The sequence below is a fragment of the Pedobacter nyackensis genome, from assembly GCF_032678475.1.
In the GTDB taxonomy this organism is placed as follows: Bacteria; Bacteroidota; Bacteroidia; order Sphingobacteriales; family Sphingobacteriaceae; genus Pedobacter; species Pedobacter nyackensis_A.
In genome coordinates this window covers 57,520-72,637 of the sequence record NZ_JAVTSF010000007.1, presented here as the reverse complement: position 1 = coordinate 72,637, position 15,118 = coordinate 57,520, and the positions used below count along the sequence as shown (strand labels likewise).

Below are 15,118 nucleotides of genomic sequence, written 5' to 3'. Positions count from 1 at the left end.
ATTTCACTACCCCTCAAATCATCTTTCCTGTTTTAGTTCAGGCAAATCAAACTCCATCAGCTCAGTAACTGACCAGCTCAAACGATGTTCGAAATCAATTAAGGACTTAGATGGAAGATCATCTAAAAAGCTCATATCAATTCCTGAGTTGCTGGCTACGGTATAAAAATGTCCCATTCTCATCTCCCGATCCAAATGGAAAGCCCGATGCTCCGTCTCCCCCCTAAAAAGCGCCTGATAATCCTCTAAACACCAATGCCTAAGTTCCTTTTCTTCCACCAGTTCTTTCAACCTCTTTAAAGTCGCATCGGCCAGCTCCTTCTGCCCGCAGAAATCCTCGATCTGATATTTAAGGATCAGACACAAGACCTGCGTTTCGGAAAGCGAAATATTAGCACAATCCTTATAAAGCTTTTCCAAAGCCCCGGTCTTTTCAATCAGATCAGCGATGACTTCTGGGCTGGTAACCTTTGCACTGCGGCGTGTATTAGCATCCCAATTGTTAAAAAATTGTTTGATATAGGCTGTTTTATATACCCAATCTATATAATTCATAATCACATTGGCCAATGCCGGCACATTGGCAGACTTCGCAGCATGATTCATAACTATTTTTGACCTTGCCCCGTACTTTTCCTGTAATACGGCCCAGCGCTGGTATAATTCTGATTGAAGATGTCCACAGTTATACCAGTGCAGGGTACTTAGGTTTTCTATAAAGTCCTGGGTCAGAAGTCCCAGCTCAACGTGTAATATTTTTGCATATGTGGTTACCTTTCCCGCCAGGTTATCCGGCTCAGCGGACAGAATATCATTGACAGTCTGATACAGGATTTGAATTTTATGGGCATATGTGCCTTCGCCGTGACGGAACTGTTGAAATGCCTTCTCTATTTCAAGAAAAGAACCCAATTTTTCCCCAGCAAGCAGCTCTTTATTCTTTTGGTCGTAAGTTTCCCTATTCATCATTCCCAGTAGATAAGCCGCCTGAAGCAGGATATGGGTCAGGATCGCCTGCTGGTCAGGCTGAAATGCATCGGCTTTACGATTTGCCTTTTTCAAATAATCAAGTGCTTTCAGTAGCTCTCCTTTTTCGAAATAAGCCATACCGCAAACATAATTGAACATCGGCGGTGCTTCTTTTCCACCAAGATAGGTGCGTTGCTCTATTTCAATGATCTGCTGATATGCATAATCGTTCAACAGCCTAAAGCCACACTGCTCAATAAAAGATAAGTTTTGCTCGACACTGTACACTTCATTGTCTTCATCAATCATAATGCCTGCACCTCCAGTAGTGTTATCACCTTTGGCATTCCTATGGGCATTTAAACGGCGAATCAGCACTCCACTATCCAGCGTATTTCTATAAATGTCATCTACTGCTTCCAAATCAAGCTTTCTGCAAAAACTGTAGCTGTATTTTGCAGGCAGTGGTGATGTTTTGTATTTATTGATGAGGGTTTTAAAGACTTCACTGGCCTGTGCAAAGTAAAAATGACCGTTGTTGTGATCATACAGCACGTAATAGGCCGGCATTCCGTAGTTCAGTAAATAATTGATATTGCTGACTTCTATGCCATAGGCTAACGAACCGTCTTTTTTGAGTTTACTTGTAGCAGTTGCCTTGAGCTGAACAATGAAGCGGAAATTAGTATAACAGCCTTTTTCCTTAATTTCAATAACCAGGTCAACCCCTTTGTCCCGTTGTACTTCCTGCCTGACCTCGAACAATGTGGTATCCAGCAAAAGCACGAATTTGTTTCTGGAAATAGTTTCCAGATCTTCATTGGGATTAGATTTAGGTAAGGTAGAACGGTAATCCATAATTGGTTTTATTTGGTATCATCCAAACATAAAAAATTTAATGGAAATATAAATTGGTGGTGTGAACCAACCCGCTAATTACTTATAAGGCACAGGTTAGAAAAAATAAACCGGAACTTGTCAGACGACAGGCCCCGGTTTTAAATTAACGCTCTCAAAGACTAAGTTAGATAATTAATCGCCAATTAACCAAATTGAATTTATTTAACCTAAATAGGTTCCTACCTTTCCATTCATTTTCAACCTCGATTATATTTCTTAAATTTTGTATATTGTCACTTACAGTAAACATTAATTGATAACAATATGGCGTATCATGCCTAAGAATATAAATTGCACATGACAAAAGAACTGATCTTCACAATTGACGATGGTACTAAATACCATGTATCTGTTACACCCATTCCATTTAATGACAATGGTGTAAACCGCCTTAAATTTGAGGTAAAAGATCCATTTTCAATTAATATCATTCAACGCTTAGAACAGGATAATTGGATACATCTGGAAGGCGATATGAAAGCGGAATATGTACAACGTATAGGTGCTGTTATACGCAAAAACTTCGACACGTAATTTTATTAAAACACTTTTGTTAAATGCTAAGATTTTCCCAAATGGTTAAGAAATTAATGCCTCTCAAACAACCATTCACTTATCACGACCTCAGCCCAGAAAAAAAATAACCTACAACACCACCGCCTGCTCATCACCCGCCCCACCATCATCAGCCTTTTCAATAACAACCTCCGCCTTATCCCTCAACTTCTCACACTCCCGCTCCACCAACTGCTCAATATCATACTTGATCTTAATATAATTCTCCATCACCTCCCCATAACTCACATGAGAAACTTTAGGAATCGGCTTAAAACCAGCTTCCTGCAAAGCAATAGCATTATGATCATTCTGAATCTGAGCATGAAACATCTTTAAATCCACCTTCTGTTCAGGATTATCCGACACAATCCCAACAAATTCACCAGAAGATAGCGTGGCAATCTTCGCCGCAGGAATCGCATAATCCAGCTGCGTAGATTTAGAAACAGACACATCAGCACTATTGATACTCAAACTTTGCCTGTCCTGCATAATCTTCCCAAAATTCTCACTCATCTTTTTAGCGGTATCCCCCGTCACCTGCCCACTGATCATATTCCCCACAATCCCCACTAGTACATCCGCCTGCTCCGAACCATAATCCTTCTTCAACTGCTCAAAAGTCTGCACCGCCAAAGTCACACTCACCAGATTACTCCTACAGGTAGCTAAAAGCCCATCGGTACCATTCAAAAAAATCGAAGGAAACTCATCAAACACCAGACTACTCTTCAACTGCCCCTTACGATTCACCAGCTTAATCATCTTGGAAATATACAGCGACAACACCGCACCATAAATCTGCTGCTTCTGCGGATTATTCCCCATACACACAATCTTAGGCTCTTCAGGATTATTGATATCCAGCGTAAAATCATTACCTGAAAGCGTATAATACAATTGAGGAGAAGCAAGTCTCCCCAAACCAATCTTCGCCGATGCAATCTGCCCCTCCAGCTGAGGCGCCGCCTTACGCTTTAAAGCAGAAATAAAAGGATTGATCAGCGTCCGCACCTCCTCCTGTTCATTCATTACAGCAAACAGCCGATCATACTCCACCTGCATCAGCTCAATCGCATGTGGTAAAGTGCAATATTTACCATCCTCATGCTTCCTTAAAAACCAGATCACCGCCGTCACAAAATTTACCGCACTCTCCACAAAAAAATCACCCGTCTTTTTAATCCAATCCCTATTCAGCCCAAACATAATGGTACGGCTGGCCTCCCCAGCATCAGTAATATCTTCCATCGTCCCAGGCTCCAAAGGGTTACAACGGTGCATCACCTCATCCAGGTTAATCACACAAAATTTTGGTTTCACCTTATAATTCCGGTGGTATTTCAGCAGCATATTATAAGCAATCTTCGACAGATCATCATACTTATAATCATAAATAAACATGCTGAACCCCTTTTTAATGTGCTGCTCAATAATATGCCGGATCACAAAATAACTCTTACCCGCCCCAGGCGTACCCGCCACCAATATCCCCCGGAAAGGATTAATGATATTAATCCAGCTGTCACGAACCTTATCTTTTAAGCGGTACTTAGCTGGCAGATTAATGCTGTACTCATTTTGTAGTAGCCTTTCTTCCTGCGGGAAAGTCTCACTTTCTAAATTAAAAACATCCGTATTCAAATTCGCTTTAATTAACCTGGAAAGCAAAGTACCACCAGAAAGCACAAGCAGATAACCGCTCATCGTAATCCCCATATACAAAACAGCGACAAGCTGTAAACCAGCCCCCAAATACAAACAAAGGATACTGATAAAATACAATAACAGCCCTGTAAGCAAATAAGCGATGATTGGTTTTATCTGCTGCTTTTCATCCTTCCTCCCTTTTACCCCGATCAGCGAAATCCCTAAAAAAAGCAAAGCTGCTAACTTCGGCAACAACAAACTTTTGAATAAAGCTATCCTAGCCAGATTGCTGAACAGCCTATCGGTAATCTTCGATATTAATCCCCATTCAAAAAAAGCCTGATAACAAACCAGGTAAAAATGAATCGCTAAGATCACCAGACTGATTAGCCTGGTCAGATCAATAATCTTGCGTAAACCTTGCGCGTCTTCTCCCGTATTCATAGTGTTAAGTTTTGATCATTACTTTGTGATTTCCTGCGCCTTTTTTTCTTTTTAAAACTGGTCAGGGGATCATAGTCAGCTTTCATAAAAAGTATATCCAGTAAACTGGTGTCAACCTGCCTGGCTTCGTACAGCTGCGCTTGCGGCGCTTGCTTACTAATCTCCTTATGCAGATCCAGCCGCTGATCCACACTGCCGTTCTTCCGGACATTGGCATATTTATAGGTCTGATTAATCGGCCGATCAAATCCAAACATCTGATCAAACACACGCTCCCCAGACTGCTTAAAAGCAGAACGGTTGAATTCTCCCATCTTCCTGGAATGTACTTTGTTTCTACCACCTGATTTATTCATGGGGCTTAACTTGAGCTTATTTCGAGTATCCTTTCTACTGACAATGATCTGAATGTGCATCTGCTCACCTTCTTTAAGCTGCCCCGCTTTCTTTTCCCCATTTTTCACCGCTCCATCCTTATGGCTGTAATAGCGGTGGTTTTCCAGCTTTGCAAACCATAACAAATCTTTATGGGAACTGATGCCTGGGCGATTAAAGTTCCGGGCATATTCATTCATGATCTTCAGCGCATATTCTTTAAAAATCTTTTTGTTTAGCTCACCATGCTTCTGCTTTAACCATTCAATTTCCTTTTGACTGGGACTGATATTGATCAGGAAAAATTTAGCTTCAGTTTTAGAGAGTTTAGCTACGTTGCCATCAATTGCATTTTTAACTACATAAGACGGAATTTGGATCGCGTTACCATTAAACCAATGCTCCTGCTTTGCATCTGGGAACAACCTACTTTCCTTATCCAGGTAATGTACCAGTTCCCCGCTACTACCTTTATTATTGGATTTTTCACTATCGGTAACCTTAATGAACATGATTATAAATCGGCTATCTGTTTTCTGACCTGTTCCATTAATTCTTCTCTTTCCCTGGCTTTAAAAGCGCCTAAATTTTCCCTGCTTTTTACATAGCCGTCAAACAGGTGTAGGCACTGCTCTTTTAACTTCTTTCGGCTTTGTAGTTGTTCGTAGATCATTTTCATCAGGCTTTCTGTTTCTTTGGATTTTACCTTCTGGTCCTGCTGATGTTTAAGTAATTCTTTATTGGCCAAGATCACCTGTTCATTAAAGTGCTTTACGATCTGTTCCTGATTACGGATCATTCGCTCTACACTTTGGTGCATAGGAATCAACAATACCTTTTCCTGGGTTTTGATAAAACTGGTGTAAGCATCGTGGTTACGGCTTAAAGTCCGCTTTAAGAGTTCATCATTGATATCGGCGGGGTCTTTCTTTGTCCGGTGGAAGTATTCAACCATTTGGTTAAAGAACTGAAATTTGCTGTAGCCATATTTTAGCGCCAGTTTACCTAGTTTGGTATCTGTTTCTACTGAAAATCGTAAGGATTTGGTGTAATTGTCTTTGGTCGCCATACCCTTTAGTTTATAAGTAGACTTATACTTTTTTCAGCTTTGGCGTACCTGCAATATAGATAACTTATACCCGGAGTATAAGTCAACCCCTGATAGGAGCATCCTAAGGGGCAAAATAGGGCTGCTGCCCAATTTCCGCTTGCTCCAATTTCTGAAGGAAAATTGGACGCTCCTAAACACCAAAACCAGTGCGGTAAAGGTGGGGTAATTCGGTAGAACTCTTGCATGGCATCTTTATATGCCAACAAAGGTTAGATATCTAAAAACTTTCAATTAACACTATGACAGGACAGTGTTATAAATATATGACTATGAACGCTAAAGAATAATATAAACGGGATTACAAGACACTTTTATTATATTACCCGTAAAAATCAAGTAATGGAAAAAGCCAAAGAATGGAAAGATTTATGGGAAGAACTTGTAGAGAATGTTGACAAAGGTGCCCCAGATTTTGAATTGTATAACCCTCAAATTCTGATTGATGACATACTAGATGAAATAGAATTCAATTCATTTCAGAATAACGACAACCGCGCATTTTTTTATGAAAAACTATCAGCCTATTTTACGGGTGATCAAATTATAAGTAATCTATTCCATTCCCAATTTAAATTACTCAGAAAGGATTTTAATTCTGACAAATTGAACTTAATTAAACAGATTACACTGGGAATCAAGCAACTGTTTGAAAACGGCTCCTATTTTAAAGAGACTCTTTCTATATTAAAAAAAACCATACTAACTAATAATGAGTTTAATATTGAATACTACAATCTTGTCAAGTATTTATCATTGTCACTTATCATTGAATTTATTAAAAAGGGATATGCAGCAGAGGATATTAAGAATTTTCCAAAACATATCTTATCCAATTATGAGGTACTTAATGAAGAGATTATAGTAACCGACTTTCCACATGATATAAATGAAAAAGATTTCATGGATGAGACCGGAATATTTAATTTTCAAAAATATAAAGCTGCAATAATAGAGTACATTGATAATCTCAGTTTAGAGGAAAGACTGAATGCACTTCTTTTCTTTTACGAAAAGAAAAAAGAACCTATGTACTACCTGTTTTCCATGAATGGAATAAAAGGTCAAACTTTGTTAAATCTAGGGGATGTCACATTTTACAGTTCAGATAAAAAATCATTTTTGTCCGAAGAAAGTAAGCCTGCATTAAGTATGCATACCTTGAAAGATTCTCACATTCAGGTTGCAGTAAAAGTTAACTATTTGATGCCACAATCTACCCTTCAAGAAGCAGTATCAAAAGTAGAAAACGCTTTAGATCTCATTTCTTCGTACTTCACAACGAAAACGGCACTAAGATTGAATTCCACTAATTATACTGTTGTAGATTTAGATGGTAATTTTATTTCAGGAGGCCATGGCAGAGACAAAGAAGATACTTTCCTAAGTCTACATAATGCTCTTGATGCAAAACTAATAGAACCTAAAATTGATGTGCTAAATGAATTTGATTTAATTGTTGGGGGAAACAAAGGGTCACAAATCAAGATATCAAATTCTTTGCATTGGCATCGAAAGGGTATACAATCTTTAAAGCATGAAGATAAAATCCTTAATTATTGGATATCCCTTGAAAATCTCTTTTTTCTCGATAAAGATATTACCAATGATATATTAACTGGAAAAAAGAAATCCAAAATTCATTTAATACAAGAAAGTGTTTCATCAGCATATGCAATTGTTTCGCTACACGACCCTGCCTGGGAATTGTTCCATTATTTTAATCGTGAGTACCTAGTATCGAATATGGGGATTCAAAACTTGATATCAAAAATGGATAATGATTTGATTGAACGTTCGCAGATTAACTTAGGAGCGAAAGGAGGGCGAGTATATCTTGAAAATTTCATAGATTGTCTTGATGAAATCAGGAGTTATATTACAGACCCACATATGACTTACCGCATCCTAAATGTTCAGAAATTATATAATGATCCCAACTTTTTGAAAAAACATTTTGAAAAAGAAATTGAAATCATAAAAAATAACTTACTATTAATTTATAGATGTAGAAATATGATAGTACACAATGCTCACTATGGGAACATGCTATTACCATACCTTGCCAACACTATAAAACAATATTCAAATTTTTTCATTCATAAAATGATTTCGGAATATAACGAAGCTAGTGGAAGCCTCTCTGAGATTATTCTTAAGAATCAGTTTAAAAAGGATTGTATTTTGGCTGATTTAGAGAGTGGACAAATAAACATTTTGAAAAAGGACTATTAATAATTGACATAGCTCATCAACAATCTTAATAACCTATTCAATAAAATTTTCAGCTCTAATAGTAAGCACAGTTTATCCAATAAAGCTTATGAAATTCACCCAAAGGGCAGCCCAATAAACACATCAAAAAAGATAAACAATTAACGCCTCTCAAACACCCCCTCACATATCACAATGCCCAAACGACCGGACAACTAACTTACACCAGTATACGAAAAACAACAGACAACCCCTCCTGAATTAGAACATTTATCAGGGGCCATGTTGGCACCATGAAAAATAGAAACAACAGATACATTACTAAATAAATAAGCAATTCTGAATAAACAATAGCCTTTTGCAGTCTCACAACCGGTACCGAAGTTTGATATTTCTTCCTATCGCCCTAAGTAATCCAGGCTGATCGTTTACAGTCGCATCAACAGCATCCCAATCCCCTTTCTCATTGCAGGCAAGCTCGTAATCTATACCATTCAAATTAATATGGATGGTACTGGTTTGTTTTGTTATTCCCTTAGTGAGGATCAAATAGATATAGTCCTTTTCATCAAAATTGATGCGCATTGGTAGATTCATATTGCAAATATAGCGTCAGAAATGCGCTTTTATTGTGCTAATCACATAAACTTAAACACATAGATTTTATCTAATTCTAAGCCCCGGTATATAGAAAAATAATAACGCAATTAGTCTTTGAAATGAATTAAAAATTCAACACATTGCTCACTATCAACTAATTAAAAATAACAGGATTTTACTGTAAAATAATAACACTGTGTTATGAAAGTGTTAACTGGTATTGTTTTGCCCAAACATTTTTGCCTAAAAAAGGCAGGATGGAAAAATTAAAAGAAAAAAGAAAAGTAACACCGGAAAGGGCAATGAAACTGCTTGCTGAAAATGGTACACACGTTAACCTGGAACAAGCCAGATTAATAGTCGACTTGATGTACAAATTTGCTGAGATCGCACTAAGACCCTATACCAAAAGTAAATTCCTATAAATACAATTCAAATGAAAACCGCTGATTTATACATTCGAGTAAGTACAGACGAGCAAGCTGCAAAAGGATATTCCCCAAGATCACAGGAAGAGGCTTTAAGAAGACATTGTGAAACACATGATGTGGTCATCAGGAAGGTAATACACGAAGATTTTTCAGCTAAAACATTTAACCGGCCGGAATGGAAAAAGCTAATTGAAAATTATCGCATGAATTCCAGTCGGCCGGACTATATCCTATTTGTGAAATGGGATCGGTTCAGCAGAAATGCACCTGATGCCTATCAAATGATCGCCACCCTTAACAGATTGAAGGTGGAGCCACAAGCAATAGAGCAACCGCTGGATTTATCCATACCGGAAAATAAAATGATGCTGGCCATTTATCTTACAGCCCCGGAAATTGAAAATGACCGCCGTTCCTTAAATGTTAAACATGGTATGCACCAGGCACGTAAAGAAGGTCGATGGATGGGAATCGCCTCACCAGGGTATCTCAATAAAACAAAAGAAAACGGAGACAAATATGTAGCTATCGATCCAGTCCTCGCACCAATAATGGTATGGGCATTTCAAACCCTTGCTACAAGCCAATATACCACAGTTGAAGTCTGGAGACTAGCCAAAGCAAAAGGGTTGAACTGTTCTATTCATAGTTTTTGGAAGGCTATACGGAACGTAGGTTTTTGCGGCAGAATATTCGTACCTGAATATGGTAAGGAAAAAGCCCATACCGTACAGGGACAACATGAGGCTTTAATTTCAGAAGCTTTGTTTTATCAGGTTCAGGATGTATTGGATAAACGCCGTCTAAATATCGGCTCTAATGGTAAGCGTGGAATACGCATTACTTCATTAGATCTCCTTCCTTTAAGGGGATTTTTAATTTGCCCATTTTGCAGGCGTAGGGCAACTGGGAGTGCTTCCAAAGGAATGTTTAAGCATCAACATTATTATCATTGTCAATCACCTTGCAAATGGCGGGAAAATGCAAAATTGGTCAATATGGCATTTGTTGGTTTGCTCAAACTGTTTAAACCTAAAAAAGGAGTTACAGAAGTGTTTCAGGAAATTGTGACAGACTTGTACAGGAATGAGTCTAAATACATTCAAATAGAGCGCAAGGAGCTCATCACTGGCATTACTGATTGCCATAACAGGATAAATAGGGCAAGGGAATTATTATTGAACGGTACTTTAAGCGACATAGAATATTCAGAGATTAAAAAGGAAGCAGAAAACAAACTAAATAGACTCGAAGCGCAGCTTAATGATGCCAGTACAAAAACAACGGCAGAAATGGATTATGAGGGTACGATTTATAAAGTGCTGGAAAACCTAAAAAAGCTTGATTTGACGTATTTAAACGCAGATATTGCGGGTAAACGTCATATAATTAGTTCGATATTTTCAGAAAAGTGGACTTTTGAGGGAGGAAAACATCGAACTGTAAAAACGAACGAAGTATTCTTACTTATTTACCAGATTAACAAACAGTTAGAAAACAAAAAAAGCAGATTAAGCGTTTCAAAAAACACTCAATCTGCTTGCGTACCCAAGAGGAGATTCGAACTCCCACACCGTTGCCGGCGCCAGCCCCTCAAGCTGGTGCGTCTACCAATTTCGCCACCTGGGTATTTTCTGTTGCAAAGATATATTTATTCAGATAATATCATCAACCCATCATAGGCTAATTTTATATTTGTTGGTAAATCTTTTTCCACACTCCCATGCAGTCCTAAATTGTGGCTAATATGTGTAAAATAAGTAGTCTCTGCCCCAACCTTTTGCGAAAATGCAATTGCTTCATCTAATGTAAAATGAGAAATATGTTCTTCTCGTTGTAAAGCATTTACAACAAGAATGCGTGTTCCTTTTACTTTCTCCAAGGTTTCATTTGCAATAGTCTTTGCATCAGTAATATATGTAAAATCACCGATCCTAAACCCAAGAATAGGTAATTTATAATGCATAATATTTAGCGGAACAATCTCCGAATTACCAACGTAAAAAGGCATATCTGTAATCGTATGCAAATCTATCTGAGGTAAACCAGGATAATGAGCTTCAGCAAAAATATAAGAGAACTCGCGCTTTAAAGCATGTTGTACCCTTTCTGTAGCATAAATATCGATGTTCTTTTTTAGCAGATAATTGAAAGGCCGTATATCATCCAGTCCCGCTACATGATCTTTGTGTTCGTGAGTAAATAATATCGCATCCAGGTCTTTTACACCCGCACGTAACATCTGATACCTAAAATCAGGCCCACTATCTATAACAATCGTTTTATCCTCAGTTTCCACCAATACAGAAACCCTCAGGCGTTTATCCCGATGATCTGCAGACTGGCAAACTGCGCATTTACAAGTGATGACAGGAATTCCCTGCGATGTGCCCGTACCTAAAAATGTAACCTTCAAAATATATTTGTTGCAAGCATATAGCCAAACTTAGATAAATTACCTTAAGTCTACAACCTCTACACCAGGATATTTCTTAGCATCAAAAATAAAAGTTGATTCTGGGACCTTAGCGTTAGCGACAAAGCTTTTTACATTGTAAGTGTACTTATTCCCATTCTTTTCAAAAATAAGGGCACTGGCAATTTGCTTTGCAGCCTTATCTATAGTTAAACGTATTTTAAAATAAGATTTATTGATATCTATAGGTGTAAGATCTATCACTTGATAAACTTTAGTCCCTACTTTCTTATCGCCAGTATATAGGTACTTAAAGCCCTTTTCATAAATAGTAAATATTTTAGCTGGATTAAGCGCTTCGTCACTAGCATTTACATTAGTAACCTGAACCTCCTTTTCTTCCTTTAAATAAGTCCAAAGCGTCTTCCCATCGCTAATCATATCCTGCCCCGTCATAATGATTTTATACTTATTTGCGTTTGCTTTTACATACAAAGTACCTTGCTGCGTATCTTTAGCATTGCCCTGCTGATGCTCAATCAGCAACGTAAAATCAGCTTTCACGACATCATAAGAGCGATACTTTTTACTTACTTCATTTAATATCGTTTTTGCTTTCGCATCAGTCTGGGCATTTACCGCATGTACGTATCCAATTGTCGCCATTAGCAACAACACAATTCTCTTCATCATCTTATCTGTTAATTTTTAATTGTTGTTGAGGTCATTCAAGAACTGTTCCAAAGCATAATCATCAGGAATTAAAACCTCTCTTGCCTTACTTCCTTCAAACGGTCCTACTACCCCAGCGGCTTCCAACTGATCGATGATACGGCCTGCCCTGTTATAACCTAATTTCAATTTTCGTTGGATTAACGAAGTTGATCCTTGCTGATGCATAACGATTAATCTGGCAGCGTCTTCGAACATCGAATCTCTGTCAGATGCATCAAAGTCCATTTTTGCATTTTCAGCAGCCTCATCAATATATTCGGGCAACTGATAAGCCTCAGGATAGCCCCGTTGATTACCGATAAATTCAGAAATACGATCTACTTCAGGTGTATCCACAAAAGCGCACTGCAACCTGATCAGATCATTTCCGGTTGATAGCAGCATATCCCCACGACCAATCAACTGATCTGCCCCCCCGCTATCCAGAATCGTCCTGGAATCAATTTTCGATAATACCCTAAATGCAAGTCTGGCCGGGAAATTCGCTTTAATAGTACCTGTGATAATATTTACCGAAGGACGTTGTGTAGCCAGTACCAGGTGAATACCTACAGCACGGGCAAGTTGCGCCAAACGGGCAATTGGTGTTTCCACCTCTTTACCTGCCGTCATCATTAAATCCGCAAACTCATCTACAATTAATACAATATAAGGCAGGAACCTATGCGAATTATTAGGGTTAAGCTTACGCTTAATAAACTTTTCATTGTATTCTTTTAAATTCCTAACCTGCGCATCTTTTAACAGATCATAACGTTGATCCATCTCTATACACAGTGAATTTAAGGTATTAATTACTTTTTTCGTATCAGTGATGATCGCATCAGCCTCGCCTGGCAATTTAGCGAGAAAATGCCGCTCAATTTTATTAAACAGTGTTAACTCAACCTTTTTAGGATCGACCAGCACAAATTTAAGTTGTGATGGATGCTTCTTATACAGCAGGGAAACCAAAATAGAGTTAATACCTACGGATTTACCCTGACCAGTAGCACCCGCTACCAATAAATGGGGCATTTTAGATAAATCTCCGATGTAAACCTCATTTGATATTGTTTTACCCATTGCTATCGGTAAATCCATCGTAGTTTGCTGGAACTTTTCAGTAGCAAGAATACTACGCATAGACACCATTTCAGGATGCATATTAGGTACCTCAATACCAATTGTTCCCTTACCTGGCATTGGCGCAATGATACGGATACCTAAAGCAGCTAAACTCAAAGCAATATCATCCTCAAGGTTCTTAATTTTCGATATACGTACACCAGGTGCCGGTATAATCTCATAAAGTGTTACCGTTGGGCCTATAGTTGCCTTAATCTTATCAATCTCAATGTTATAATGATTTAGCGTTTCAACGATCTTATTCTTGTTCGCTTCAAGCTCATCGGCATTAACTGATATTTTATTTGAACCATAATTCTCCAACAAATCCAGATGGGGATATTTATAGCTGGAAAGATCTAAAGTTGGATCGTAATTGCCAAACTGCTCTACCAGTTCATCAGATTTCTTATCCTCTTCTGTTTTTTCAATTGTAAGTTCAGGCTCAGCTTTTGGCAGATTTGTTTCAAGCGGAAGACTCCTTTCAACTGGAAGGTTTGTTTCAAACGGAGGAACAACAGCCACAGGCGGTGGTGTCATTACGTTTACTGCAGGTGTAAATTGGGGAATGATCTGCTCTTCCTCCTCTTTTTCCTCAAAACGTGAAGGCGTAATAACGATATTCTGCTCACGTTTACGTTGATTTCCTAGTTTATCATTCAGTGTAAACTCTACAGGTTCCGACCTAACTTCAGTTTCCAGTTCAACATTTTCAGGTACATGAGGTACAAAATCCAGGCGATCTTCCTCCAGCTCTTCTTTCTTTTTACGTTCTGGAATTTTAAAATCAATATTATATGCAATAATCAATACCGTTAATCCTAAAAAGGCAATCAGCCCCCCAACGCCAGCAACCCCGATTTGAGCCACCAATAATTTATTTGTCCAGTAACCAAATTCGCCTTCTATATAATGAGGTGTATTAGAAACGAAAGCATGAGCAAAACCAAATGTTAAGGATAGGAACAACAAAAAGAACAAGCTATATCCCAACGTTTTTTCAATAGAAAAGATCTTCACCTTAAACAACAGGCGATAACCGATTACAAAAAACACAAAAACAAATAGAAAAGATGCAAGTCCGAACCATTCATAAATAAACTGGTGCGACAATAAAGCGCCAATCTTACCCAGCCAGTTCTGTACTACCGGCGGAATATTTACCTGTTGTAGCTCCTCGTAAGTTTTAAATAGGTTATCCCAGCCCCCATTAGCATCTATTACATAGCTATAATCTTCCTGCCAGGTAAACAGATAGGACGTAAAAGCAATCAGAAAATAGAGGGATAAAATCAGAAATACCAGTCCAATAATTTTAAACAACCTCCCATCCTGAAAATTCAGACGAGGTAAAATATCTATTCTTTCTTTGAATGGTTTGGGTGCCGATGATCTTGAACCTGGCTTCTCTCCCGACTCATTTTTGAACGAATTAGACTTAAATTGATTTCCCCTTACCGACATCTTTAGTTACTGATTTTAATAATTAACAAACTTAGATAAAATTGTTAAAACAATTTTATTCATCTCAATTCCTCCGGAAAAAAAATTATTGCACTTACACCGAGTATTTTAATATATGCTAAGTTATTATAAATGCGATCTATAAAA

Annotated in this window: 11 protein-coding genes, 1 tRNA gene and 1 pseudogene; 4 read left to right on the top strand and 9 right to left on the bottom strand. The window is 38.1% G+C overall.

The window, feature by feature from the left end; translation table 11 throughout:
* Window positions 1-18: 18 nt before the first annotated feature.
* Complete coding sequence (locus R2Q84_RS20135; protein WP_316818397.1) at window positions 19-1,827, bottom strand: DUF4365 domain-containing protein; 1,809 nt, start codon at window positions 1,825-1,827, stop codon at window positions 19-21.
* 339 nt (window positions 1,828-2,166) lie between these two features.
* Here R2Q84_RS20135 and R2Q84_RS20130 point away from each other — a divergent pair, with 339 nt between their 5' ends.
* Window positions 2,167-2,403 carry a hypothetical protein gene (locus tag R2Q84_RS20130; RefSeq protein WP_316818396.1) on the top strand — a complete coding sequence of 79 codons (237 nt, stop codon included), beginning with the start codon at window positions 2,167-2,169 and terminating at the stop codon, window positions 2,401-2,403.
* A gap of 111 nt (window positions 2,404-2,514) precedes the next feature.
* On the opposite strand, the gene mobC is transcribed toward R2Q84_RS20130, so the two are convergent.
* The 3 genes from mobC to R2Q84_RS20115 are packed head-to-tail and all read right to left on the bottom strand — an operon-like array spanning window position 2,515 to window position 5,965.
* Window positions 2,515-4,521, bottom strand: coding sequence for a conjugal transfer protein MobC (gene mobC, locus R2Q84_RS20125; protein WP_316818395.1), 2,007 nt, complete (start codon window positions 4,519-4,521; stop codon window positions 2,515-2,517).
* Window positions 4,518-5,408 carry a DUF5712 family protein gene (locus R2Q84_RS20120; protein ID WP_316818394.1) on the bottom strand — a complete coding sequence of 297 codons (891 nt, stop codon included), beginning with the start codon at window positions 5,406-5,408 and terminating at the stop codon, window positions 4,518-4,520. Before R2Q84_RS20120 ends, mobC begins: the two co-directional genes overlap by 4 nt.
* Window positions 5,409-5,410: 2 nt before the next feature.
* Window positions 5,411-5,965, bottom strand: a complete 555-nt coding sequence (locus R2Q84_RS20115; RefSeq protein WP_316818393.1) for a BfmA/BtgA family mobilization protein — start codon at window positions 5,963-5,965, stop codon at window positions 5,411-5,413.
* Window positions 5,966-6,346: 381 nt separating this feature from the next.
* Here R2Q84_RS20115 and R2Q84_RS20110 point away from each other — a divergent pair, with 381 nt between their 5' ends.
* Window positions 6,347-8,239 carry a hypothetical protein gene (locus R2Q84_RS20110; protein WP_316818392.1) on the top strand — a complete coding sequence of 631 codons (1,893 nt, stop codon included), beginning with the start codon at window positions 6,347-6,349 and terminating at the stop codon, window positions 8,237-8,239.
* A 345-nt stretch (window positions 8,240-8,584) separates the two neighbouring features.
* Here R2Q84_RS20110 and R2Q84_RS20105 read toward each other — a convergent pair whose 3' ends face one another.
* The gene (locus R2Q84_RS20105; RefSeq protein ID WP_316818391.1) at window positions 8,585-8,815 is read right to left on the bottom strand and encodes a hypothetical protein; all 231 of its coding nucleotides are present in this window, start codon (window positions 8,813-8,815) and stop codon (window positions 8,585-8,587) included.
* A gap of 260 nt (window positions 8,816-9,075) precedes the next feature.
* On the opposite strand from R2Q84_RS20105, the gene R2Q84_RS20100 reads away from it, so the two are divergent.
* Together R2Q84_RS20100 and R2Q84_RS20095 are read left to right on the top strand one after the other, a co-directional pair.
* Window positions 9,076-9,243 (top strand): hypothetical protein, encoded by a 168-nt coding sequence (locus R2Q84_RS20100; RefSeq protein WP_316818390.1) that lies wholly within the window; start codon window positions 9,076-9,078, stop codon window positions 9,241-9,243.
* A gap of 11 nt (window positions 9,244-9,254) precedes the next feature.
* Window positions 9,255-10,037: pseudogene (locus R2Q84_RS20095) on the top strand (recombinase family protein); the annotation flags it as partial.
* Window positions 10,038-10,794: 757 nt separating this feature from the next.
* On the opposite strand, the gene R2Q84_RS20090 reads toward R2Q84_RS20095, so the two are convergent.
* The 4 genes from R2Q84_RS20090 to R2Q84_RS20075 all read right to left on the bottom strand — a co-directional run bounded on the left by R2Q84_RS20090 (window position 10,795) and on the right by R2Q84_RS20075 (window position 14,971).
* A tRNA-Leu gene (locus tag R2Q84_RS20090) sits at window positions 10,795-10,878 on the bottom strand.
* 22 nt (window positions 10,879-10,900) lie between these two features.
* Window positions 10,901-11,665, bottom strand: a complete 765-nt coding sequence (locus tag R2Q84_RS20085; RefSeq protein WP_316818389.1) for an MBL fold metallo-hydrolase — start codon at window positions 11,663-11,665, stop codon at window positions 10,901-10,903.
* 39 nt (window positions 11,666-11,704) lie between these two features.
* Window positions 11,705-12,358 carry an outer membrane lipoprotein carrier protein LolA gene (locus R2Q84_RS20080; protein WP_316818388.1) on the bottom strand — a complete coding sequence of 218 codons (654 nt, stop codon included), beginning with the start codon at window positions 12,356-12,358 and terminating at the stop codon, window positions 11,705-11,707.
* 15 nt (window positions 12,359-12,373) lie between these two features.
* The gene (locus tag R2Q84_RS20075; RefSeq protein ID WP_316818387.1) at window positions 12,374-14,971 is read right to left on the bottom strand and encodes an FtsK/SpoIIIE family DNA translocase; all 2,598 of its coding nucleotides are present in this window, start codon (window positions 14,969-14,971) and stop codon (window positions 12,374-12,376) included.
* Window positions 14,972-15,118 lie beyond the last annotated feature (147 nt).

Bases quoted from the DNA above. Each gene is read 5' to 3' on its own strand.
- R2Q84_RS20135 (WP_316818397.1), bottom strand. From the start codon at position 1,827: ATGGATTACCGTTCTACCTTACCTAAATCTAATCCCAATGAAGATCTG.
- R2Q84_RS20130 (WP_316818396.1), top strand. From the start codon at position 2,167: ATGACAAAAGAACTGATCTTCACAATTGACGATGGTACTAAATACCAT.
- mobC (WP_316818395.1), bottom strand. From the start codon at position 4,521: ATGAATACGGGAGAAGACGCGCAAGGTTTACGCAAGATTATTGATCTG.
- R2Q84_RS20120 (WP_316818394.1), bottom strand. From the start codon at position 5,408: ATGTTCATTAAGGTTACCGATAGTGAAAAATCCAATAATAAAGGTAGT.
- R2Q84_RS20115 (WP_316818393.1), bottom strand. From the start codon at position 5,965: ATGGCGACCAAAGACAATTACACCAAATCCTTACGATTTTCAGTAGAA.
- R2Q84_RS20110 (WP_316818392.1), top strand. From the start codon at position 6,347: ATGGAAAAAGCCAAAGAATGGAAAGATTTATGGGAAGAACTTGTAGAG.
- R2Q84_RS20105 (WP_316818391.1), bottom strand. From the start codon at position 8,815: ATGAATCTACCAATGCGCATCAATTTTGATGAAAAGGACTATATCTAT.
- R2Q84_RS20100 (WP_316818390.1), top strand. From the start codon at position 9,076: ATGGAAAAATTAAAAGAAAAAAGAAAAGTAACACCGGAAAGGGCAATG.
- R2Q84_RS20080 (WP_316818388.1), bottom strand. From the start codon at position 12,358: ATGATGAAGAGAATTGTGTTGTTGCTAATGGCGACAATTGGATACGTA.
- R2Q84_RS20075 (WP_316818387.1), bottom strand. From the start codon at position 14,971: ATGTCGGTAAGGGGAAATCAATTTAAGTCTAATTCGTTCAAAAATGAG.